We start from the raw sequence: 22487 nt of genomic DNA on the forward strand, positions 1-22487 counted from the left end.
GCGAAGGGAAGGGGCGATGTCACTGGGTTTCTCTGTCGAGGCGCTTTTGCCTGACGCGCGGGTTTCCGGCCCGCTGCGCATGGGGCTGGTGCGTCTTGACGAAGGCCGGTGGCTCGATCCCGAACCGGACCTGGCGGCGCGCGCGGCAGGCTTCGACGCCCATCCCGAGAGCGTGATGGTCCTGCCCGAAGCCGAAGCGGGGATTGCCGAACTGGCAGACCTGCTTGGCGTGAAGGGCGGGCTGGAGACTTGCGCACGCTCGGTCTGGGAGGACTTGTGCGTGATGGTGCAGGATGCGCCGGGGCAGCCGTTCCGCCTGGGGGCAGGGGCCGTCGCATTTCCGACCGACTGGCGTCTGTCTGAAAAGATCGGCCGTCCGCTGCACCAGGTCCATGAGCCGATCCACGGCTATGCCGAGCAGCTGGCCTCGGGCGTGGACAAGTTCATGAACGGATTGCAGTCGTTCAACATCTTCGGACGCACCAATGCCTTCGTCGTGGCCTCGGATGACTTGCGCTACATGCCCGCAGCGGCGCCGGAGCAGCGCTTTGCCCATGTCACTGCGGACAATGCGGGCGAGACGCTGTTCGTGCGCTGTGAGCGCGAGGCGCTTCGGCGCTTGCCGAAATCGCGCGCGATCGTCTTCACCATCGGCATTTACCGAAGGCCCCTCTGCCAGCTCAGCGACGCTGCGGTGGCGCGAATTGCCCAGTCGGTGGACGGTTTTGCAGGTGGGGAACTGGAACGTCGCGCCGGACCGCACTATGCAGCGGCGCTGACCGCCTATGCCGCGCGCCGTGCGCAGGCCAAGGCAGCCTGAGGAATTCGAGATGACCAACGCCCCCCAAACTGCTCCCCGTACCGACTGGACCCGCGAGGAAATCGCCGCGCTGTTCGACCTGCCCTTCACCGAGCTGGTCTTCCGCGCCGCCGAGGTTCACCGCGCCAATCACCCGCATAACGAAGTGCAGCTCTCGACGCTGCTCTCGATCAAGACCGGTGGTTGCGCCGAGGACTGCGGCTACTGTTCGCAGTCGGTCCATGCCGACAGCGGCGTCAAGGCGACCAAGCTGATGGACGTGCAGGCCGTGCTGCAGCGCGCGGCGCAAGCGGCCGATCAGGGCTCCACCCGCTTCTGCATGGGCGCCGCGTGGCGCAACCCCAAGGATCGCGACATGCCGGCCATCATCGAGATGGTGAAGGGCGTGCGCTCGATGGGCATGGAAACCTGCATGACGCTCGGCATGCTCACGCCCGAGCAGTCGCAGATGCTGGCAGATGCCGGGCTCGACTATTACAACCACAATATCGACACTTCGCCCGAGCGCTACGACCAGGTCATCACCACGCGCACGATGGACGATCGCCTCGAGACGCTTTCCAACGTGCGTTCGGCCGGGATCAACGTCTGTTCGGGCGGGATCGTCGGCATGGGCGAAACGCGCGAGGACAGGGTCGGCTTCATCCACACGCTGGCGACGCTCCCCGAGCATCCCGGCTCGGTACCGGTCAACGCACTGGTCCCGGTCAAGGGCACGGTGCTGGGCGATATGCTTGCCGATACCCCGCTTGCCAAGATCGACGACGTGGAATTCGTGCGCACGGTCGCGGTGGCGCGAATCACCATGCCGCGTTCGATGGTACGCCTTTCTGCCGGCCGCGAGTCCATGTCCGAGATGACCCAGGCAATGTGCTTCATGGCCGGCGCGAACTCGATCTTCACCGGCGACAAGCTGCTCACCGCGCCCAACGCGGGCGACGACAACGATGCGGCGATGTTCGCCCGCCTTGGCATCAAGCCGATGGCGATCAGCGAAACCGATGCCCAGGTCGAAGCGTCCCGCATGCCCAAGGGCTGCGTCAAGCTGGAAGCGATGGGCTGATGGCCGCGGCCCTCCCTCGTCATCCCCGCGAAGGCGGGGAGCCCGCTGCACGGCGGGACCTTGCGTTCAAGCGGAAATCCCGCCTTCGCAAGGGTGACGGCAATGGGGAGGGGGCCGAGTGATCTTCACGCTGTTCCTGATGGCGGCCGAGCCGCAAGTCGATTGCTCCAATGCAATGACGCAGACGGACATGAACATCTGCGCCTACAAGGACCTCCAGGCCGCCGATCGCTCGCTTAACGCGGCGTGGAAGCAGGCCGCGGCCAAGGCCCGGTCCGAAGGCGCACAGCAATTCGCAAGGCTCCTCGATGCCCAGCGCAAGTGGCTCGCGTTCCGCGACGCCCAGTGCCTGGCCGAGAACGGCCCGCGCGAGGAGAGCGGCACGATCTGGCCGCTCGTTCAGAACACCTGCATGCAACGACTCACCGAGGCGCGCACCGATCAGCTGCGCGAATACGTGGAAACGGAGAACTGATGTTCAAGAAGATCCTCATCGCTAACCGGGGCGAAATCGCCTGCCGTGTCATCAAGACCGCGCGCCGCATGGGCATCCAGACGGTCGCCGTCTATTCCGATGCCGATGCCCGCGCGCCATTCGTGCAGATGGCCGATGAGGCAGTGCACATCGGTCCGGCGCCCGCCGCGCAGTCTTACCTGATCGCAGAGAAGATCATCGAGGCCTGCAAGCAGACCGGCGCCGAAGCGGTTCACCCGGGCTACGGCTTCCTGTCCGAACGCACCTCCTTTGCCGAGGCTTTGGCCGCAGAGGGCATCGAGTTCATCGGCCCGCCCGTGAACGCGATTGCCGCGATGGGCGACAAGATCGAGTCCAAGAAGCTCGCCAAGGAAGCGGGCGTCAACGTCGTGCCCGGCTACGTCGGCGAGATCGAGGACACCGAGCACGCGGTGCAGATCTCCAACGACATCGGCTACCCGGTGATGATGAAGGCTTCGGCCGGCGGCGGCGGCAAGGGCATGCGCCTGGCCTATTCCGAGAAGGACGTCCGCGAGGGCTTCGAGTCCGTCAAGCGCGAGGGCCTCAATTCCTTCGGTGACGACCGCGTCTTCATCGAGAAGTTCATTCTCAATCCGCGCCACATCGAGATCCAGATCCTCGGCGACAAGCACGGCAACATCCTTTACCTGAACGAGCGCGAGTGCTCGATCCAGCGTCGCCACCAGAAGGTGGTCGAGGAAGCGCCGTCGCCCTTCGTCACCGAGAAGATGCGCAAGGCCATGGGCGAACAGTGCGTCGCGCTGTCCAGGGCCGTGGGCTACTACTCGGCGGGCACGGTCGAGCTGATCGTCTCGGGCGCCGATCCGAGCGGCGAGAGCTTCTACTTCCTCGAGATGAACACCCGCTTGCAGGTGGAGCACCCGGTCACCGAAGCGATTACCGGGGTCGACCTCGTCGAGCAGATGATCCGCGTCGCTGCCGGTGAGAAGCTGGAGATGACGCAGGATGACGTGAAGATCGACGGTTGGGCCATCGAGAACCGCGTCTATGCCGAAGACCCCTATCGCGGCTTCCTGCCCTCGACCGGTCGCCTCGTGCGCTACAGCCCGCCGGTTGCCGGTTGGGAAGACGACGGCGCCGAGAACCCCGATAACCTGAACGGGCGCCGCGGTATCGATGGCATTCGCGTCGACGACGGCGTCTACGAAGGCGGCGAGGTCTCGATGTTCTACGACCCGATGATCGCCAAGCTGATCACCTGGGGCAAGACCCGCGATGAGGCCGCCGACAAGCAGATCGCCGCGCTCGACGCCTTCGAGATCGAAGGTCTCGGCCACAATATCGACTTCGTCTCGGCGATCATGCAGCACCCGCGCTTCCGCTCGGGCGAGCTGACCACCGGCTTCATCGCCGAGGAATATCCCGAGGGTTTCACCGGCGCGGCGACGTCGGAAGAACTGAAGGTGAAGCTTGCCGCCGTGGCCGGCTTCGTCGCGACTGCGCGCTCGGACCGCTCGCGCCGCATCTCCGGCCAGCTTGCCGATCCGACCGATCCGCCGGCCGACTGGACGGTGACCATCGACAAGACCGACTACGTGGTCGTGCTTGACGAGGATGTGGTGACGGTGAACGGCGAGGAAGTCGAACTCGCGCTCGAATACACGCCGGGGGATCGCCTGGTCGAAGCCGAAGTCGACGGCGAGGACCTTGGCATCAAGCTGGAAATCACCCGCACCGGCTTCAAGATGACCACGCGCGGCGCGATCCACAAGGTCGACTGCCTGCCGACCCGCGTGGCCTATCTGTCGCAGCACATGATCGAAAAGATCCCGCCGGATCTTTCCAAGTTCCTCATCTGCCCGATGCCGGGCCTGCTCGTCGCGCTGAACGTGAGCGAGGGCGAGAAGGTCGAAGCCGGCCAGCCGCTCGCGGTGATCGAGGCAATGAAGATGGAAAACATCCTGCGTGCCGAAAAGTCCGGTGTGGTGAAGTCGGTCAACGCCAAGGCCGGCGAAAGCCTCGCGGTCGACGCCGTGATCCTCGAGATGGAGTGACGATTGCACCTCGATCATGATCCGGCCGCACCTGCAGCCGATGCGATTGCCTTCGACGATTTCCTGAAGGTCGACATTCGCATCGGCACCGTCGTGGCGGCCGAAGTCTATGAAGGGGCGCGCAAGCCGAGCTACAAGCTGCGGATCGATTTCGGTCCCGGCATCGGTGAGAAGAAGAGCGTCGGGCAAGTCGCGGCGATCTATTCTCCTGAAGACCTGATCGGACGCCAGGTGGCGGCCGTGGTCAATTTTCCCGTTCGCCAGATCGGCAAGGCGCTGTCCGAAGTGCTGACACTGGGCTTTGCCGATGAGGAGGGCCGGGTGACCCTGTTCTCGCCGGACAAGGCGGTCCCCAACGGATCTCGCCTGTTCTGATGACCGGCTTTGCGCAGGTGCTTGCTGCAGGCGAGACGCTCGAGGACGGCCTTGCCGTCGAAGTGCCGTCCCGCTGGCTCCAGGGGCGCACGGCCTACGGCGGATTTTCCTCTGCCCTGGCGCTGGTCGCCGCGCAGCAGGTGGGAGGGGACCTGCCGCCCCTGCGCTCAGCGCAACTGGCGATGATGGCGCCGCTTTCCGGTCGTATCGAGGCGCATGCCAAGGTCGAGCGCCAGGGGCGCAATGCCACCTGGGTCTCGGCGCAGATCACCGGCGACAAGGGGCCGGCGTTCACCGCCAGCTTCGTGTTCATGCGGGCGATCGAGAGCACGCTGACCTTGGATGAGCGCCCGGTACCGGACGACGTCGTGGCGGTCGAGGATGCGCCGCCGATGGCGCCAGACTTGCTTGCGCCGTTCATTCGCGACCATTTCGATGTGCGCCTTGGCGTACCCGTGCAGGGCGAGCGAAAGCCCGAATACTGCTGGTGGCTGCGATCACGCGAGCGCGGTACGCTCGATCCGATGGTCGAGATCCTGCTGTGCGGGGACGGGTTGCCGCCTGGCGTCCTGCCGATGATGCCGGCGCTGGTTCCGGTCAGCAGCATGCATTGGCAGGTCAATCTGCTTACGGCCCTGCCGCAGACGCGTGATGGCTGGTGGCTGCTGCGCTGCGCCGGCGATTTCGCCCGGCACGGCTGTTCAAGTCAGCGCATGGCCATGTGGAACGCCCAAGGGCAGCCGATTCTTGCTGGAATGCAGTCCATCGCGCTCTTCGGCTGAGGCCGGTTCAGGCCCCTTGCGATCGCTCCTCGTCCTTGTCGGCAAGGATATTGCCGAGGAACATCCTGAGCACCGCGAAGGCGACAAGGCCGAAGGCTGCGGTGGCGACATGGAGCAGCCAGAAATGGACCGTGTCCATGCTGGAGTACCAGCCGCCGACGATGCCTACCGTCTTGTTGGCCGCGAAGAAGGCCAGGTAGTAGATCCCCACGACCGTTGCATTGAGCGCGCGCGGGGCGACCTTGGTGAACAGGGCCAGGCTGACCGGCAGGACGTGGGCGAAGCCGATCGAGTTGAACAGGTGGAACATGACCGGCCAGAACAGGCCGATCTTCGCGTCGCCCGCTGTCGCCGCGGCGATCACCAGGCACATGCCGCCCATCACGGTGAAGACCGAACCGATGATCATCTTGCCCAGTTCATCCGGTTCGCGGCCGGTGCGATCGCTGCGCCACTTCCAGAATGCGGCAACTGCCACCAGCATCGAGAAGCTGAGCGTTGCATCGATTGTGATCATCCAGCTTGTCGGCAGGGTTTCGCCGAAGAAGGTGAGCTGGAACTTCGCATCCGCCCAGACGAGATAGGCATTGAAGATTTCCTGATTGGTCAGGATGGCGATCGCGAGCACCGGAACCAGGATCGCCAGAGCGCCAAGTCGGGGCCAGTCGCTCCGCTCCAGTCCCGTGGACTTTGCCTTGCCATCCTTGGTGTCGGCGGCATCGGCCGGGAGATGTGGCCGCGCGCGCAGGTACAGCACCAGGCCCAGGACCATGACGACGCCGGCAGTGCCAAAGCCGTAGTGCCACCCCACCTTCTCGCCGAGCGTGCCCGAGATCAGCGGGGCCGCGATGACCGAGACGTTGATGGCAATGTAGAAGATCTGGAACGCCATCGCCCGGCGCAGGTCGTTGGGTTTGTAGAGCTCGCCGACCTGGCTGGCGATGTTGCCCTTGAACAGACCGACGCCGACGACGAGCGAAATCAGTGCGAAGAGGAACATGCCTTCGAAGGCCATCAGGAAATGGCCCAGGGACATGATCAGCGCGCCCGCAATCAGCGTGGCGCGGCGCCCGAGCCAGCGGTCTGCGACGATTCCGCCCAGGATCGGGGTGAGATAGACCAGCGAAGTGTAATCGCCGAAGATCGCGGAGGCGAGCGGCTGCCCGCTCAGCCCTGCGTAGTATCCGGTGCGCAGCCAGTCGAGGCCGATGACTTTCCCGATGTTCTCCGGAAGCAGGAGATACTTGACCATGTAGAGCACCAGCAGGGTCTGCATGGAGTAGTAGGAGAAGCGTTCGCAGCCTTCGACGAACGAGAGATAGCCCAGGCCCCTGGGGTGGCCGAGGAAAGCGCGGTCGTCCGCGACGGCTTCTTCAGGGAAATCCAGCTCCGGCGTAGCTTCGGCAACAGTCATCGCGCTCTTCGTATTATTATTGTCCAAGTTGGTAACTTAGGAACATTGCAGCGTAATGTCACGAGTGCGTTGCCCCGCCGGTTCCGCTATGTGCCGGAGCCTATTCGTCGACGTGCTCGGGCTTGCCCTTGCGGGACGTGCCCGCAAACTCCTCAAGCTGCCTTTCGCTCATCGTTTCAAACATTTCGCGCGAGGCACCCTGAAGGCTACTCTTGCTGGTCTCCCCGCGCTTGGCCGCGAGGGCGGCGCCGGCCGCCTTTTGCTGGGTTTTCGATTTTGCAGGCATGATCGGCGTGTCCCTTCGTGGCTGAAGGCCTTCGCAATCGCGGTCGATTCGCAAGGCCGGAGAAGGCGGCGGGCCCGATCGACCCGCCGCCCTCCGGTGCCCCTGGGCTCCATCGGCACGGATTTTCTCCGACCTGGTGCAGCCATGTGCGACCCGCCGTGGCTCTTGAGCGGGGTCCCCATCCACATCGTGAACGCGCGCAGGCTTCAAGCCGTTCCCGGATCCGGGTACGCTCCGCCGCGGGTGCGGCACGTCATATCCGGGATGCGCAGTGTGGCCGGAATGGCGTCAGGCCGGTTCGCGGGCAAGCTCGCCGTCGAGGAAGTCCGCGACGTCGTCGAGCGAAACTTCCTTGTCGAGGTAAGTCTTGCCTATGCCTTTCATCAGGAGGAAGGGCAGGGTCCCGGCATCCATCTTCTTGTCATGAAGCATGTGCCGCACAAGTCCGGCGCCGTCGCAGTCGAGGCCGAGCCCGGCCAGGCTCGACGGCAGGCCGACATCGCCGATGTGCTGCGCGACATGGTCTGCGCTTGCCATGGCCATCAGGCCCTTGCGCGCGGAGTAACGCGCGGCCAGCACCATGCCCAGGGCCACAGCCTCGCCGTGGAGCAGGCGGCTGGAAAAGCCGGTCTGTGCCTCCAGCGCATGGCCGAAGGTGTGGCCTAGGTTGAGCAGGGCGCGGCGGCCGGTGGTTTCGAATTCGTCCTCCGCCACGATCCGGGCCTTGGCGGCAACCGAATGGGCAACGGCATATTCGCGCAGGGCGCTGTCGCCAGCCAGCATCTTCGCGCCATTGGCATCGCACCAGGCGAAGAAGTCGGCATCGTCGATAAGGCCGTACTTCACGACTTCCGCATAACCGGCGAGCAGTTCGCGGGTCGGCAGCGTCTCGAGCGCAGAGAGGTCCGCCAGCACAAGAGAGGGCTGGTGGAAGGCGCCGACGAGGTTCTTGCCTGCCGGGGTGTTGATCGCGGTCTTGCCGCCGACGCTCGAATCGACCTGCGAAAGCAGGGTGGTCGGGACCTGGATGAACTTGCACCCGCGCTTGAGTACGGCCGCGCAAAAGCCGGTGAGATCGCCGATGACCCCGCCGCCAAGCGCGATGATGTGGTCGCCGCGCTCGACTTCCAGGCCCAGCAGCCAGTTCACGGTGGCGGCCAGTTCGTCCCATGACTTGGTCTGTTCGCCCGGTGGCAGGATGCGCCAGTGCGGTTCATGGCCGTTGTCGCGCAGGCTGGCCTCGACCACGTCGCCCCAGGCGGCATGGACATTGGCGTCGGTGACGATCGGCACGTCGCGCTTGCGCAGCTTGCCGCGGCAGTGGGGCACCAGTTCGGCCAGAAGGCCTGCGCCCACCCGTACTTCATAGGGCCGACCGGCGATGTTGACGGGGATCACAGCCATTGCGAAATTCCCTGCAGGACCTTGTTGATAGTCTGGACGTGCGGTCCGGGGCCGCTCAGAACATGGATCGGCGCTTGCTCATAGTGGGGGCGGCGCTCCTCGCGAAGCCGTGCCAGGATCTCGCGTGGGTTTCCGTCCTTGAGCAGCGGTCGGTTGTCCTTGCGGCTGGTGCGTTCGACCAGGGTTTCGACTTCGCTGTCGAGCCAGATGGTGAGCGCGCGATCGAGAATCAAGGCGCGGGTCTCCGGGTTGCAGAAGGCGCCGCCGCCCGTGGCGATCACGCGGCAGCCTTCGGTGTCGTCGATGAGGCGGGCGATCACCCGTCGCTCTCCGTCGCGAAAGTAATCCTCGCCGTAAGTCTCGAAAATCTCGGGAATGCTCATCTGGGCCGAGTGCTCGATTTCCTCGTCGGCATCGACGAAGGGACAATGGAACAGGGAAGCCAGTCTTCTGCCCACGCTCGACTTGCCTGTGCCCATCATGCCGACAAGCACGATCGGGCGATCGATGCGCTTGGCCAGTCCGGCAATTTCCTGTGCGGAGAAGTGGGTCTGTTGAACGTCCATTGCCCCACCGCCTATAGTTGCGCTAGGTCGCAGCGCAAGCATCGGTGAAGGAAGGCGAGTTGACGGTTACAATGCGAAGGCACACGATTCTGGGAGCCGTCGCCATCCTGGTCATTGCATTGCTGGCATGGAGCTGGATCGACGCTGGCAGGGAACCGGTGCGCGACATCATTCAGCCCGTCCCGGTCCCGGAGTTGCCGAAATGAGGCGCGCCTATCTTCTGGCCGGTGTGGCCCTGACCCTGACCTCGGCCTGGGCGGTGGCGCAGGATGCACCCGAATCGCTGCTTCCCAAGATGTTCCAGGACCCGGCGCCTGCGCCCAGTCCGACGCCGACCTCGCGCGCTACCGCGGCGCCGGCCGCCTCGTCCAGTGACTCGAGCGGCAATCCAGCCGCGCCGCGCGCGGTTTCGACCCCGGTCGTGCAGGCGCTTCCCGGCAACGCGACGGGACAGGCTGCCCAAACACAGCAGCAGGACGGCGAACTCGCCCTGACCCGGCTTCCCACTCTCGAGGAAATCGAGAAGATGACGCCGGACGACTTCGAGGAGTTGCTGGGCAGCAAGATCCAGCTCGACATGCCGCCTGCCGCGCGCCGCTCGATGGAGCAGGTGGGCATGCTCGCGGATGGCGAGGGCGGGCTACCTGCGGCCTCGCTCGCCGGGCAGAACCCGATGCTGGTGGAACTGGCGCTGTCTTCGAACCGCGGCGCGCTCGTTTCGCGCTGGGGCCATATTCTTCTGCGCCGTGCGCTCGTCTCTCGCCTGCAGGCGCCTGCAGGTATGGAGCCGCAGCAATTCGCCGCGCTGCGCATCGGCCTGCTGCTGCGCATGGGTGAAATCGATGCCGCACGCGCCGTGCTGCAGGATATCGATATCGACAACTATACGCCCACCCTGGGCGAACTGGCGATGCGGACCTACGAGCGCACGGCCGATTTCACTGGTCTGTGCCCGGTCATGGCGACCCAGGGCAAGCTGCGAGACGATCCGCAATGGGATGTTGCCAAGGCGATCTGCGAGGCTTTTCGCGGCAACAGCAGCTCGGCGCTGTCCAAGCTGGAGCGGGATCGCCGAACCGGCAAGATGGACAACATCGACATGCTCCTTGCTCAGAAATACGCCGGTGCCGCCGGCAAGGCGCGCCGGGCGGTCACGATCGAATGGGACAAGGTAGAAGGCATGACGCCCTGGCGTTACGGCCTGACGATCGGCACCGGCATGGAGCCGCCGGCTCGCTTGATGAACAAGGCCAGCGTGCAGTACGACTACACCAATGCGCTCGCCCCGATGGTCAGCCTGCAACGCCGGGCCGCGTCCTCTGATCGCGCCGCCGCTGCCGGCATCCTGTCGAACGCGGCCATGGTCGACCTCTATTCGCAGGTCTATGCCGATACAGACATTACCGGCGACTTCCAGGACGCGGCGGAGTCCCTGCGCGATGCCTATACGCTGCAGAGCCCGGATTCCCGGCTGGCTGCCATGCAGGCCCTGTGGAACAGCGCGAGCGATCCGGCTTCCGGTTATGCCCGCAAGGTCCTTACCGCAGCGGCGGCGGCCCGCATGCCGGCCTCGGAGGATTACGCGGACAATGCCGCCTCGCTGATCACGTCGATGCTCTCGGCCGGTTTCGATGCCAATGCCATGCGCTGGTCTTCGGTGGTGGAGAAGGGGAGCCCGGCCTGGGGCCTGTTGGCGCTGGTCTCGAAGGACGGCAGCCGCTCGGTCGATGCCGGCGATCTCGATCGCTACATCGACGACGATGAAAGCGCCAACAAGCGCAAGGCCGCGTTTCTCGTTGCCGGACTGGCAGGTCTGGGGCGTCTGGGTGAAAACGACGTCTCGCGCTATTCCAACGACCTTTCGCTGGAACTGGCGGGCTCGACCCGCTGGACGACTGCGATCGACAGCGCGGCGGGGCGCGGCGATGCCGCCAGCGTGGTGCTGCTCATGGGCTTCGGCATGCAGGGATCAAACTGGCAGCGCATGACGCCGCGCTATCTCTACCACATCATTTCCGCCCTGCGTCAGGTCGGCATGGAAGCCGAGGCGCGCATGATTGCCGCCGAAGCGGTCGGCCGCGCCTGATCGCATGATCGGGGCGGGAGAAGACCTCGCCGAACGGTTTCTCGCTGTGCTGGCAGTGGAGCGCGGTGCGGCGGCCAACACCCTGGCGGCCTACCGGCGCGACCTTGCCGCCGCTCGGGAACAGCTGGGCGATCTGGCCGGCGCTGATGGCCCCGCTCTTGCCGGGCTGGGCGAGGCATGGAGCGACCTTGCTGCCTCTAGCCTTGCGAGACGGTGTTCGGCGTTGCGGCAGTTCTACGGTTTCCTTGTCGACGAGGGCTTGCGCAAGGACGATCCATCCGGCTCGTTGCCCAAGCTGCGTACGCGCCGACCCCTGCCGCGCCTGCTTTCCCACGAGGACGTTGAGCGGCTCCTCGTTTTGGCCGAAGAGGAGGCCAGCACGGGGCGTGCGGATGCGCTGCGCATGCTCACGCTGCTCGAATTGCTCTATGGATCGGGCCTGCGCGCAAGCGAACTGGTCTCCTTGCCTTTGGCGGCGGTGCCGCGCGATGCGCCGTTCCTGCATGTGACGGGCAAGGGCGGTCAGCAGAGGATGGTTCCGGTCAGCGGCCGCGCCCGCCAGGCGCTGTCGCGTTGGCTGGAAGTGCGCCGGGGGCAATCGAAGTTCCTGTTTCCCTCCAGCGGCGCGAGCGGACACCTGACGCGTGTGCGCCTGTTCCAGCTCCTGCGGGCGCTCGCGCTGCGGGCAGGCATCGATCCTACGCGTGTTTCGCCGCACGTCCTGCGCCACGCCTTTGCCACGCACCTGCTGGAGGGCGGCGCGGACCTGCGCGTCTTGCAGACCCTGCTTGGCCATGCCGACATCGCCACGACGCAGATCTATACGCATGTCGAGAGCAGCCGCCTTGTCGAACTCGTCAATGCGCGTCACCCGCTCGCCGGCAAGCGCGGCGGGTGAGGGGAACAAGCGAGGCGCCGCGCCGTTGTGTGAAGCGGACGATCACGAACAGTGCAAAGTCGAGGGCAAAAGTGAATGAAGGGAAGGGCATGACCATGGCATCGCGACGCTTGAGGGCCGCAACTCTGATCGGCACGAGCCTGGGTTTCGTGGCCCTGGGTTCGGCTGCATGCGTTCCGGCCGCCAGTGGCGGCAGCGTGGGATCGACGGGGATGCCGACAACGTCGGCCTCCATCAGCCAGGCCGACAAGGCCGAAGGCGCCAAGGCGCATCCCCAGTTGCTGGAAGAATTCGGCGGTTCGGTGTCCGGTCCCCAAGCCGCTTACGTGGAATCGGTAGGCAAGACGATCGCCGTGCAGTCCGGACTGAGCAACGCGCGCGGCGACTTTACCGTCACCTTGCTCAACAGCCCGGTGAACAATGCCTTCGCGATTCCCGGTGGCTATGTCTACGTCACCCGCCAGTTGACCGCGCTGATGAACAATGAGGCGGAGCTGGCCGGCGTGCTGGGCCATGAAGTGGGCCATGTCGCCGCGCGGCATGCCGCCAAGCGCCAGCAGGCCGCCCAGCGCAACCAGATCATCGGCGTGCTTGGCTCGATCCTCTCGGGCGTCCTGCTCGGCGACAGTTCGTTCGGCCAGTTCGGCCAGAAACTGTTCTCGCAGGGCTCGCAGCTCCTGACGCTCAAGTACTCGCGCTCGCAGGAGCTTGAGGCTGACAATCTCGGGATCACTTATCTCAAGCGCGCGGGTTACGATCCGCGGGCGATGGCGACTGTGCTGGAAAGCCTCGCGCGGCAAAATGCCCTCGAGGCACAGTTGCGTGGGACGAGCAATCAGGTGCCCGAGTGGGCCTCGACCCACCCTGACCCAGCTTCGCGCGTGCGCGATGCGCTGAACCGGGCGGGCAGCAACGCGACGGGGCTAACCAATCGCGACCGGTTCCTTACCGGCGTCGATGGTCTTGTCTATGGTGACGATCCCAAGCAGGGCGTCGTCGAAGGCAGCAAGTTCACCCATCCGGTGCTGCGCTTCGCCTTCGAGGCTCCGGACGGCTTCTACATGGTCAACGGCTCCAGTGCGGTGTCGATCAACGGTCAGTCGGGCAAGGCCCAGTTCTCGGGCGGCAAGTTGAGCGGAAGCCTCGAGACCTACATTCAGACCGTCTTTTCCGGGCTGACCGATTCGGGGCAGGCAAAGATCGCTCCGTCCTCGGTCGAGCGCACGACAGTGAACGGCATTCCGGCCGCTTATGGCGTCGCGCGCGTGCAGTCCTCGAACAGCAGCGTCGATGTCGTCGTCTTCGCTTACGATTTCGGCAACGGGCAGGCCTATCACTTCGTCACGATCGCGCAGGCGGGCGGCGCCGGGGTGTTCAATCCGATGTTCCGCAGCCTGAAGCGGATATCCGCCAGCGAGGCAGGCAGCGTGAAGCCGCGCCTGCTTGATGTCGTCACTGTAAAGTCAGGTGACACCGTGCGTTCGCTGTCCCAGCGCATGGCGTACAGCGATGCGCAGCTCGAACGCTTCCTGGTGCTCAACGGTCTGCAGTCGAATGCGACGCTGACGCCGGGGCAGAAAGTGAAAATCGTCACTTACTGAGGCGCCAGTTCTGTCGAGTATGGAGAACAGCGCGTCCGGGCAAAAGAAAAGGGGCGGCAGGTTTCCCTGCCGCCCCTATCCGGTTCTTGCTATGACTACGCCGAATTAGGCGTTGGCCATCGCCGAAGACGTCTTCTCGAAGGTCGAGGTGAGCTGCGAGCCCATGCCCTGCATGGCGGCGATCGCGGCAACCGCGATCAGAGCAGCGATCAGACCGTATTCGATTGCGGTTGCGCCTTCTTCATTGCGGCGCAGCTTGGCGAGAAACTTCATGTCGTGTCTCCTGATAAGTGCAGTCTTGTGTACCCGGTCCGGCAAGCTCAAAACCCCATTAGCGATCCGGACATCTTGCTGAATTAAGGATCATTCGTTGAAAAATGCTTAAATCGCTTGATCCACTAGGTTCCACTGACAGCGGTGGCCGTCTTGTCGGCGATATCGGTCCACATATCGACTGTGACTGTGGCAACGGAATCGATCGACACGATGACGACCAGGACCACCAGGCCGAGTATCAACGCATACTCGACGGCGGTGGCGCCGCGTTCGTCAGCGTACAGTTTCGGCAGGATGTCTTTGTACATCGTGAGTGTCCCGCAGTTCCCCTAGTAATCCGGGAGATCTCATCTTGGACTTAATTCATTCTTAAAAAGGCGCTTGGATCTGGAAAATTCTTTTACAGCAATGCTGGTGGTCGCAGTTGCACTTCGCGATGCCGCTGGCCGTATCCTCATGCAGCAACGCAGTTTCCGTGCCGAACATGGGGGGCTATGGGAATTCCCGGGGGGCAAGGTTGAACCTGGCGAAAGCCCTGAATTGGCAGCCGTACGAGAGCTGGAAGAGGAACTGGCCGTGCGAATCGAGCCCGAGGCGCTGGTGCCGGTGGGCTTCGCCAGCGGATCGACAGGCGGCGGGAAGGGGCCGTCCCGCCCGCTTGTAATCCTTCTTTACGAATGCAGCCGCTGGCAGGGCGAACCGCAGCCCCATGAGGCCGAAGCCATCGCATGGCACGTCCCCCGGGCGATCGGGGGGCTGTCGATGCCGCCGCTCGACTATCCGCTCGCAGAGGCCCTGTGCAGTTTCCTTGCAAGAAAGGCGATATAGGCGTTGACCCGAGGCGAATCCCTTTCTAAAGGCGCCACTCCAACGCGCCCGTAGCTCAGCTGGATAGAGCATCAGACTACGAATCTGAGGGTCGGACGTTCGAATCGTTCCGGGCGCGCCATTTCTTCCGATCAGGCTTTTCGGCCTTGCCGGTGGAAACGGATAAAATTTGGATCATGCGCGCCCGTAGCTCAGCTGGATAGAGCATCAGACTACGAATCTGAGGGTCGGACGTTCGAATCGTTCCGGGCGCGCCATCATCCCCCGCCAGGCTTTCGGCCTCGGCGGGGTTTGTTTTGTCCGGGCTGGGTGAAGGCTTCGGGCGCCATGTCACAGGCGCAAAAGGAGAGCCCCCGCACTTGAGGCGGGGGCTCCTTTGTTCGGTGCCAGGCCTTGAGGGGCCGTCTCAGGCCTGCTTGGCTGCGGAATCGCCCTGGCTGCTGCGCTGGACCACGAAGCCCTTCGATAGGCCGTGGTAGAGCTTCTCTCGGCACACCAGCTTGCTGACGGCATCGGCGATGATCGCGGTCATGAACAGGGGCAGGATCATGCCCCGGCTGGCGGTTGTTTCCATGAGAATGATGACGGCGGTCAGCGGTGCACGCACGACGCCCACGAAGTAACCGGTCATGCCCAGCAGCACGATGGCGGCCATCGGGTCGTCCGGGAACAGGAACGAGAGCAATTGGCCGAAGCCCGCGCCCACGGACAGCGATGGGGCGAAGATCCCGCCCGGCGCGCCTGAAACGGCAGTCGCCGTTGTTACAAGGAACTTGGCCGGCCCGAACCAGACCGAGGCATCGCCCTGGCCTTCGACGAGCTGCTTGGTAGTCTCGTAGCCGGTGCCCCAGGTCGAGCCGCCGGTAAGCAGGCCGGCGATGGCGACGATGAGTCCGCAGGCAAAGGCGGCAAGCACCGGGCGCTTGCGTACTGCGACGAACCAGGAATGACCGCTGCGGGCGAATGCCAGCAGGCAGCGCGAGAACAGGCCGCCTGCCGCACCGCCGAGGATGCCTGCAACCGGTGCGGCCAGGACGACCGAGCCGACGTCGAGCGTTTCGTGCATGACGCCGAAGTAGACATAGTCTCCGGCGATGCCGAGGCTGACGAGGCCCGAGGCGACGACTGCGGCCATCACCAGCACGGCGACGCGCTGTTCGAAAGCGGAGGCCAGTTCCTCGATGGCGAAGGCGACCCCGGCGAGCGGCGTGTTGAACGCGGCGGCGACGCCGGCGGCGCCCCGGCGATCAGGACGCCTGCAGTCATCGGGACGCGCAGGATCTTGTGGCAGGTGATCATGATCGCGGCGCTGACCTGCACCGTCGGTCCTTCGCGGCCGACCGATCCACCGACCAACAGCATGGCGACCGTCAGCACCAGCTTCGCCATCGCGGTCGGCAGCGAAAGCAGCTTGGAATAGGCCAGATCGAGGTCCTTGCCCGCGGCGATGACCTGCGGGATGCCCGAGCCCTTGGCCGCAGGTGCCCAGGTGTTGGTGATCCAGACGACAGCGGCAAAGACGCTGGGCGTGAGAATCAGCGGCAGGTAGGGATAGCTGCGCGTGATCGAGAGGAAGATCTGCTGTGCCTTGTCGCCGGTCCAGGCGAAGACGATTGCCAGAAGACCCAGGGAAATGGCGCCGGCGGCAGTGGCCGCTCGGCGGCGGGCAAGGTCGAAAGAGGTGTCAAAGCCGGGGACGGCTTTCGCGAATCGTTTGAAATGCTCCTGAGGAGACAAGGCGCCGCAGCTCACTGTGTTTGGATCTGGAAATTGCCGCGCAGCACTGCACGGCGGGATTCGCGGACCCTATTGGGCTAACAGACATGGCGACCGCAAGGATTTTCCCCAGAAATCGCCACTTCAAGCGAATCGGGCTGCGCAAAAGAACAGGGCCGGAAGCGACAATGTCGCTCCCGGCCCTGCAAATTCGCTCGAGTCCGGCCTTTCGCGAGCCCGGCTCGAGCGTGTCGCGATTACTCGCTTTCTGTGGAAGCGTTCTCGGCCTGCGCACCTGCCGGGGCAGCGGCATCGGCACTGGCCTGGGCCGTGCCGGCAGCCGACTGCGTGGCAGCGGCGAAATCGGCAGCGGTCATGCCGAGGGCGAGCGAGCTGTCGGCGGTAAGGCCGATCGACGCCTTCTTGAGCGCGACAGCGGCGCCGTCGCTGAGCGTGAGGGTCACGTCGTCACCTTCGACCTTGGTGACAGTGCCGAGCACGACGCCGTCGCTGCTCTTGATCGGAGCGTCGACGACAAGCGCGGCGTCCTTGGCTTCGGTCGACTGGGCGGCAGCACCGTTAACGGCTGCTTCGAGCTGAGCTTTCGTCATGCCGATGGTCAGGCCCTTTGCGCGCATTGCAAAGGCGCTGGTCGGAAGACCGGCGCGAGCCGTGCCGGTCGAAACCGTGATCACGTCGCCCTGGACGGCTTCGACGGTGCCAACTTCATTGCCTTCGGGGCCGAAAACCTTGGCTCCCACCGTCGGGGCGACGGCGGTAGCGGCTGCGTCCTGCGCCACCGCGGCGACGGGAGCCAGGCTCGCTGCAGCAATCGCGGCGGCGATGAGCGAATTCTTCATGTGTTACTCCTTCTCGTGCAGGATCGTCATGCGATCCCAATGCCGGCTCCCGGTCATGCGGAAGCGCGAAAGGGGGTCCGGAAAGTTGCCGGACGACTGACCCGACCCGAAGGGCCAGGGGTTCATTTCTGGCGAAACGATCGCGCGGCGAAACGAACTGCGATGGTGCAATAGTTACACGCGCCAAGACGAATGGCGCCTGAATGAAACGAGATCAACCGTAGAAAGTGCCATTTTTCGTCAAAGAATGGCCGGAATCCGCCATGCGCTGAGAAAAACGCCGAAGATCGTCAGTCGAGTCGCCCAGGGGGTGCCGTGGAGAAGCGCAATTCGGCGGCGCGGACTGTTTCGCGATAGCCCATGCCGAATCGGCACTTTCATGTCGCAATCGAAGCGCTCGGCCGCGCAAGGGCGGCAGGCTTGCCACTCGCATCGGCGGAACAAGCAGGCGTCTGGGGACTTGATCGCGCAGGCGTGCTGCTCCAGCAAGGTGAATGATGAACGAAGAGGGAGGAAATGCGGCACATGATGCCGAGGGGCAGCGGCCCTCCGTCTGGCGTTTTGCGATGGCGAAGCGCGCGCATCTCGTCATCGATGCAGCAGACTATTTCGATGTGATCCGCGAGGCGATGGTCGATGCGCGCCAGCGAATCTTCCTGATCGGCTGGGACTTCGATTCCCGCATCCTGCTTTCTTCCGGACGGCGCTGGTGGCAGCGCGGGCGCAAGTTGCGCTTTCCGGCCCGCTTGGGCTCTTTCATCCTTTGGCTGGTACGCCGCACGAACAATCTCGAGATCCTGTTGCTCAAGTGGAATTTCTCGCTGATCCGTTCGCTGTTTCGCGGCACGATGCTGGTCGATCTCATTCGCTGGGCAGTCCACAAGCGCATCGATTTCAAGTTCGATTCGGCTCATCCCATCGGTTGCAGCCATCACCAGAAGATCGTGGTGATCGATGATGTCCTGGCCGTGTGCGGGGGCATCGACATGACCTCGGACCGTTGGGATACACCTGAACATCGACCACGGGATACGCGCCGGCGCAGGCCGACGGGAGGGCTTTACGGCCCCTGGCACGACGTCACGATGATCATGGAGGGCGAGATCGCCTCCGCGCTCGGAGAGCTTGGCCGGGACCGATGGCAGGCCGCTGGCGGCAAGGTGATCGGCCCCTGTGCGCCGCAGCAGGAATCGCCCTGGCCGGACAGCATCGATGCCGAGTTCGAAGATGTGGAGATCGGCATTGCGCGCACGCGCGCGAAGTGGGGAGAGTGTTCGCAGGTCTGCGAGATCGAAGACCTGTTCATCGAACAGATCCGCCGGGCGAGGCGCTTCGTCTATGTCGAGACCCAGTACTTTGCCTCGCGGGCGATTGCCGAAGTCATATGCGAGCGGCTGATGGAGGACGATCCGCCAGAGTTCGTGGTGATCAATCCGCGGACTGCGGACGGATGGCTGGAGCAGTTCGCGATGGATACCGCACGGGTCGAACTGGTGGAGATCCTCAAGCACGCCGATCACGCCGGTCGTTTTCACATCTACACGCCGCTGGCCGCCGACGGGACGCCGATCTACGTCCACGCCAAGCTGATGATCGTCGATGACGAGATCATCCGTGTCGGATCGGCAAACATGAACAATCGCTCGATGGGGCTGGACAGCGAGTGCGATGTCTTCATCGATGCCGGAAGACCCGCCAATTCCCACGTAGGCCCCTCGATCAAGCGCTTGCGTATCCGCTTGCTGGCCGAACATTGCGGTATCGAGGAAGATCTTGTCGAGGCCGAACTGGACCGGCAAGGCTCGATGGCGGCGATGATCGAGGCCTTCGCGCCCTTGGGCAAACATCTGGCACCCTTGGCCTTGAAACATTTGTCGGATGCTGAAAGAGCGATTGGTGAGAGCGCTTTGCTCGATCCGGAACGTCCGGATGAAATGTTCGAGCCGATCGAGCGCAGGGGGCTGTTTCGTCGCAAGGGACAGCTCATGCGGATCCGATTGATGCACAAATTGAAGATGAGGAGTTTGAAAGGATGAGCAGCCTGATCGGGCCCGACGAGGACAACCCTCTCGGCAAGCCCCCGTCCCGGAGGACGTGCAGGAAGCGATTCGCACCCTCATCCGCTGGGCAGGCGATGATCCGCAACGCGAAGGATTGCTCGACACGCCCAAGCGCGTAGCGCGCGCGTGGAAGGAATATTGCATCGGCTATGCGGAAGATCCGGCCATTCATCTTTCCCGGATCTTCGAGGAAGTGGGCGGCTACGACGAAGTCGTGCTGCTCAAGGACATCCCCTTCCAGTCGCATTGCGAACATCACATGGCGCCGATCATCGGCAAGGCCGCGATTGCCTACCTCCCGCGCGACCACGTGGTCGGCATTTCCAAGCTGGCGCGCGTGCTGCACGGCTTTGCCCGCCGCCTGCAGATCCAGGAGCGGCTGACCGCGGAAGTCGCGCAGTGCATCTGGGATCATCTCAAGCCGCACGGCGTTGCCGTCGTGATCGAAGCGAGCCACGCCTGCATGTCCGCCCGCGGTGTGCGCACGCCGGGCGTCGGCATGATCACCAGCCGGATGATGGGCACTTTCCTGGAGGACGAACGCACGCGCAAGGAAGTGCTCAGCCTGATGGGCTACTGATCGCGGCCCGCTGATCTTGCGCAGGTTTCTTGGCGAACCTGCGCATTGCCCACTTGCGTCGCCACCCGCGATCGGTTTCCCTGCTCGCCATTGATCCGACCGCGCCGGTCGGAGGCGGGGGGAGGCGGTTGCAGGAGGATTCGCAAAGCACAGGTACAACGGCGCGCTTGCCTTGGGCACGGCTTGCCGAATGGGCGCTGGTCCTTGCGCCCGCGATCATTCTTGCATTGCTCCTGACCCGCAAGGTCTGGGACGTCGATATCTTCTGGCAGCTCAAGCTGGGCGAGATGATCCTGGCCCACCGCGGCCCGATTGCGCACGAGCCCTTCGCAGCTTCCCATATTGGAGATCCGCTTCCGGCGCTGGCCTGGCTGGGGCAGGCGCTCATGGCCGAGGTCCGGCTGCTGGGCGGCTGGGACGCGCTGCGCGTGTTCGATGCCTTGTGCTGGGCAGGCGGCTTCTGGGCTGTTGCACTGGCCTGCCGCTGGAAGGGGGCTGCGCCGGTCGCGGTTCTGGTGGCCTTGTGCCTGTCACTGGTCGCGGCACTGGCGACGGCGAGCATCAGGCCGCAGAGTTTCTCGGTGCTGTGTTTCGGCCTGCTGCTGGCGCTACTGCGCCTGGACCTGCGTACGTGGCTGACCGTGGCGCTTGCAGCGCCTTTGCTGGTCCTGTGGCAGAACCTGCACCCATCGGTCAGCGTGGCTGCCGGAGCGCTGGGCGTCTATGCCGCCGCCGGCTGGTTCACATGGTGGCGCCAAACAGGAAAACGGCCACCGATTGCCGAGACCATCCTGATCCCGGTTGCTGTCCTTGCCATGTTCGCGACCCCGGATGGCGGCTCGATCCTCGCACTTTCGGCGCGCAATGCGCAGGCGAGCTTTGACATCGGCGTGTCCGAATGGCTGCCCATGTGGGCTCCGGACAACTGGCTGGATTCGCTCCCGATCCTCTATGCCGCGTCGCTGGCGCTATGGTTGGTGCTGCGCAATCGCCAACGCGTGGATCTGCGCGAACTTGCCCTGGCCACGGCGCTTTTCATCATGACGCTGGTCACGATCAGGTTCGTTCTCTTCTGGGCAGTTGCGCTTGTGCCCTTGCTGGCGCGCGTCGTCTCGTCCCCGCAGCCGGCACCGATGCGTGTACCGCGCTGGACCGGAACATTCGCCGTCGCACTGGTTGGCTTGCTCGGGCCGATGTTGTTGCCCACGCGTTTCGACGAAAGCCTGCCGATCGCCGCCATCGAGCGTCTGCGCCGGGAAAACGTGCGCGGCGTGATCTACGCCGACTTTCCCTATGGCGGGCCGATCATCGATGCCGGTTATCCGCAGTGGCGTGTCGCTTTCGACGGGCGGTATTATCGCTACACGCCTCAGGAGTGGCACTTCAACGGCAAGGTCGAGGCAGGAAAGCTGGGCCTTCAGGCCATCCAGCGCAAATGGCCGGTGGCTGCCTTCCTGCTCAAGGCGCAGCATAATGCCCCGCTCGCGCACGAGTTGTCTCGCGCGCCGGGCTGGCGCAGGATCTGGGACAGGGACGGCATCGTCGTCTATGTTCCCGCAGACAGGCCGAATGCCTCCCCGGCCGGAGGATCAGCCCCCTCGTGAAACGGGGATCAGTGCGCCGGTAATCGACCGGCCGGCGTCCGAGGCGAGGAAAGCGATGACTTCGGCAATGGCTGCAGGCTGGACCCATGTCGAGAAGTCGGCGTCGGGCATGTCGGCGCGATTGGTCGGCGTGTCGATGATCGTGGGAAGGACAGCGTTGACGGTCACTCCCGTGCCACCAAGCTCTTCGGCGAGGGCTTCGGTCAGCTTGTGCACGCCGGACTTCGAGGCGGCGTAGGAGGCCATGCCCATGCCTGCCTTGAGCGCGCCGCCCGCGCCGATGTTGACGATCCGCCCGGCCGAAGACGCCTTGAGCGCGGGCAGGGCCAGCTTGGTGATCGTGGCATTGGTCATGAGGTTCATCGCATGCATTTTCGCGAAAGTCTCGAGCGAGCCGTCTTCAAGGGTTTCCCATGCGAAGCCGCCTGCGACGTTGACGAGAACGTCGATCCCGCCGTTGGCCGCGATGACCTTGTCGAGCGCTGCCTGCGTGGCTTTTGTATCGGTGAGGTCGACGCTGCCGATATCCATTGTGCCGTCGATCGCCTGCGCTGCGCTGGGCGCGAAGTCGATGCGGGTGACCTTGTCGCCAGCCGCGGCGAAAGCCTGGGCGACGGCTTGGCCGAGTATACCGAATCCGCCTGTGACGATTACCGAGCGTGTCATGATCTCTCCTCAAATCCCTGATGCCGGTTAGCTAGTTGCACGAGAGGCGCAGGGCAAGGTGACTGAGGCCCAATCTGCAGGGCGAAACGCG

At 64.3% G+C, this 22487-nt stretch carries 21 protein-coding genes, 2 tRNA genes and 2 pseudogenes; 16 read left to right on the top strand and 9 right to left on the bottom strand.

Annotated elements, in window-relative coordinates:
• Positions 1-16: 16 nt before the first annotated feature.
• The 6 genes from JI59_RS01660 (at position 17) to JI59_RS01685 (ending at position 5551) form a co-directional block, all read left to right on the top strand.
• Positions 17-820, top strand: coding sequence for a heme-dependent oxidative N-demethylase family protein (locus JI59_RS01660; protein ID WP_007014860.1), 804 nt, complete (start codon positions 17-19; stop codon positions 818-820).
• Between the two features lie 10 nt (positions 821-830).
• Positions 831-1883 carry a biotin synthase BioB gene (gene bioB / locus JI59_RS01665; RefSeq protein ID WP_007014861.1) on the top strand — a complete coding sequence of 351 codons (1053 nt, stop codon included), beginning with the start codon at positions 831-833 and terminating at the stop codon, positions 1881-1883.
• Between the two features lie 118 nt (positions 1884-2001).
• On the top strand, positions 2002-2358 hold the full coding sequence (locus JI59_RS01670; RefSeq protein WP_007014862.1) for a lysozyme inhibitor LprI family protein: 357 nt from the start codon (positions 2002-2004) through the stop codon (positions 2356-2358).
• Positions 2358-4394: an acetyl-CoA carboxylase biotin carboxylase subunit gene (locus tag JI59_RS01675; protein WP_007014863.1), complete on the top strand. Its 2037-nt coding sequence runs from the start codon at positions 2358-2360 to the stop codon at positions 4392-4394. The genes JI59_RS01670 and JI59_RS01675 overlap by 1 nt, the downstream gene beginning before the upstream one ends.
• A 3-nt stretch (positions 4395-4397) precedes the next feature.
• Positions 4398-4769: a tRNA-binding protein gene (locus JI59_RS01680; protein ID WP_007014864.1), complete on the top strand. Its 372-nt coding sequence runs from the start codon at positions 4398-4400 to the stop codon at positions 4767-4769.
• Positions 4769-5551, top strand: coding sequence for a thioesterase family protein (locus JI59_RS01685; protein ID WP_007014865.1), 783 nt, complete (start codon positions 4769-4771; stop codon positions 5549-5551). The genes JI59_RS01680 and JI59_RS01685 overlap by 1 nt, the downstream gene beginning before the upstream one ends.
• Before the next feature lie 7 nt (positions 5552-5558).
• On the opposite strand, the gene JI59_RS01690 is transcribed toward JI59_RS01685, so the two are convergent.
• The 4 genes from JI59_RS01690 to JI59_RS01705 form a co-directional block, all read right to left on the bottom strand.
• The gene (locus JI59_RS01690; protein WP_052117816.1) at positions 5559-6965 is read right to left on the bottom strand and encodes a peptide MFS transporter; all 1407 of its coding nucleotides are present in this window, start codon (positions 6963-6965) and stop codon (positions 5559-5561) included.
• 100 nt (positions 6966-7065) lie between these two features.
• A complete protein-coding gene (locus JI59_RS01695; protein WP_007014867.1) occupies positions 7066-7251 on the bottom strand; it encodes a DUF3008 family protein in 186 nt (61 codons plus the stop codon).
• 288 nt (positions 7252-7539) lie between these two features.
• On the bottom strand, positions 7540-8655 hold the full coding sequence (aroB, locus tag JI59_RS01700) for a 3-dehydroquinate synthase (RefSeq protein WP_038575368.1): 1116 nt from the start codon (positions 8653-8655) through the stop codon (positions 7540-7542).
• Positions 8646-9221 (bottom strand): shikimate kinase, encoded by a 576-nt coding sequence (locus JI59_RS01705; protein WP_007014869.1) that lies wholly within the window; start codon positions 9219-9221, stop codon positions 8646-8648. Before JI59_RS01705 ends, aroB begins: the two co-directional genes overlap by 10 nt.
• A gap of 71 nt (positions 9222-9292) precedes the next feature.
• On the opposite strand from JI59_RS01705, the gene JI59_RS27945 reads away from it, so the two are divergent.
• The 4 genes from JI59_RS27945 (at position 9293) to JI59_RS01720 (ending at position 13806) form a co-directional block, all read left to right on the top strand.
• Positions 9293-9427: a hypothetical protein gene (locus JI59_RS27945; protein WP_275042262.1), complete on the top strand. Its 135-nt coding sequence runs from the start codon at positions 9293-9295 to the stop codon at positions 9425-9427.
• Positions 9424-11307, top strand: a complete 1884-nt coding sequence (locus tag JI59_RS01710; RefSeq protein ID WP_007014871.1) for a hypothetical protein — start codon at positions 9424-9426, stop codon at positions 11305-11307. The genes JI59_RS27945 and JI59_RS01710 overlap by 4 nt, the downstream gene beginning before the upstream one ends.
• A 4-nt stretch (positions 11308-11311) precedes the next feature.
• Positions 11312-12205, top strand: coding sequence for a tyrosine recombinase (locus JI59_RS01715; RefSeq protein ID WP_007014872.1), 894 nt, complete (start codon positions 11312-11314; stop codon positions 12203-12205).
• Positions 12206-12300: 95 nt separating this feature from the next.
• Positions 12301-13806 (top strand): M48 family metalloprotease, encoded by a 1506-nt coding sequence (locus JI59_RS01720; protein ID WP_038576792.1) that lies wholly within the window; start codon positions 12301-12303, stop codon positions 13804-13806.
• Positions 13807-13911: 105 nt separating this feature from the next.
• Here the strand turns inward: JI59_RS01720 and JI59_RS01725 are convergent, their stop codons facing one another.
• Positions 13912-14079, bottom strand: a complete 168-nt coding sequence (locus JI59_RS01725) for a Flp family type IVb pilin (protein ID WP_007014874.1) — start codon at positions 14077-14079, stop codon at positions 13912-13914.
• A 125-nt stretch (positions 14080-14204) separates the two neighbouring features.
• Positions 14205-14390, bottom strand: a complete 186-nt coding sequence (locus tag JI59_RS01730) for a Flp family type IVb pilin (RefSeq protein ID WP_007014875.1) — start codon at positions 14388-14390, stop codon at positions 14205-14207.
• Positions 14391-14490: 100 nt separating this feature from the next.
• On the opposite strand from JI59_RS01730, the gene JI59_RS01735 reads away from it, so the two are divergent.
• The 3 genes from JI59_RS01735 to JI59_RS01745 all read left to right on the top strand — a co-directional run bounded on the left by JI59_RS01735 (position 14491) and on the right by JI59_RS01745 (position 15167).
• The gene (locus JI59_RS01735; RefSeq protein WP_007014876.1) at positions 14491-14910 is read left to right on the top strand and encodes a (deoxy)nucleoside triphosphate pyrophosphohydrolase; all 420 of its coding nucleotides are present in this window, start codon (positions 14491-14493) and stop codon (positions 14908-14910) included.
• Between the two features lie 44 nt (positions 14911-14954).
• Positions 14955-15031 (top strand) — tRNA-Arg (locus tag JI59_RS01740).
• Between the two features lie 59 nt (positions 15032-15090).
• Positions 15091-15167, top strand: a tRNA-Arg gene (locus JI59_RS01745).
• 149 nt (positions 15168-15316) lie between these two features.
• Here JI59_RS01745 and JI59_RS01750 read toward each other — a convergent pair.
• Positions 15317-16662 (bottom strand): annotated as a pseudogene (locus tag JI59_RS01750) (chloride channel protein).
• Positions 16663-16883: 221 nt separating this feature from the next.
• Positions 16884-17486 (bottom strand): hypothetical protein, encoded by a 603-nt coding sequence (locus tag JI59_RS01755; protein WP_007014878.1) that lies wholly within the window; start codon positions 17484-17486, stop codon positions 16884-16886.
• 494 nt (positions 17487-17980) lie between these two features.
• Between JI59_RS01755 and JI59_RS01760 the strand changes: the two genes are divergently transcribed.
• From JI59_RS01760 to JI59_RS01770, 3 genes and pseudogenes are all read left to right on the top strand, one after another.
• The gene (locus JI59_RS01760; protein WP_007014882.1) at positions 17981-19522 is read left to right on the top strand and encodes a phospholipase D-like domain-containing protein; all 1542 of its coding nucleotides are present in this window, start codon (positions 17981-17983) and stop codon (positions 19520-19522) included.
• Positions 19519-20126: pseudogene (folE, locus tag JI59_RS01765) on the top strand (GTP cyclohydrolase I FolE). Before JI59_RS01760 ends, folE begins: the two are co-directional and overlap by 4 nt.
• Positions 20127-20293: 167 nt before the next feature.
• A complete protein-coding gene (locus JI59_RS01770) occupies positions 20294-21730 on the top strand; it encodes a hypothetical protein (protein ID WP_238532622.1) in 1437 nt (478 codons plus the stop codon).
• Here JI59_RS01770 and JI59_RS01775 read toward each other — a convergent pair.
• Complete coding sequence (locus JI59_RS01775) at positions 21716-22396, bottom strand: SDR family NAD(P)-dependent oxidoreductase (RefSeq protein WP_007014885.1); 681 nt, start codon at positions 22394-22396, stop codon at positions 21716-21718. The two genes, JI59_RS01770 and JI59_RS01775, sit on opposite strands and share 15 nt — an antisense overlap.
• Between the last annotated feature and the right edge of the window lie 91 nt (positions 22397-22487).

Origin of the sequence: Novosphingobium pentaromativorans US6-1, assembly GCF_000767465.1 — a bacterium.
In the GTDB taxonomy this organism is placed as follows: domain Bacteria; phylum Pseudomonadota; class Alphaproteobacteria; order Sphingomonadales; family Sphingomonadaceae; genus Novosphingobium; species Novosphingobium pentaromativorans.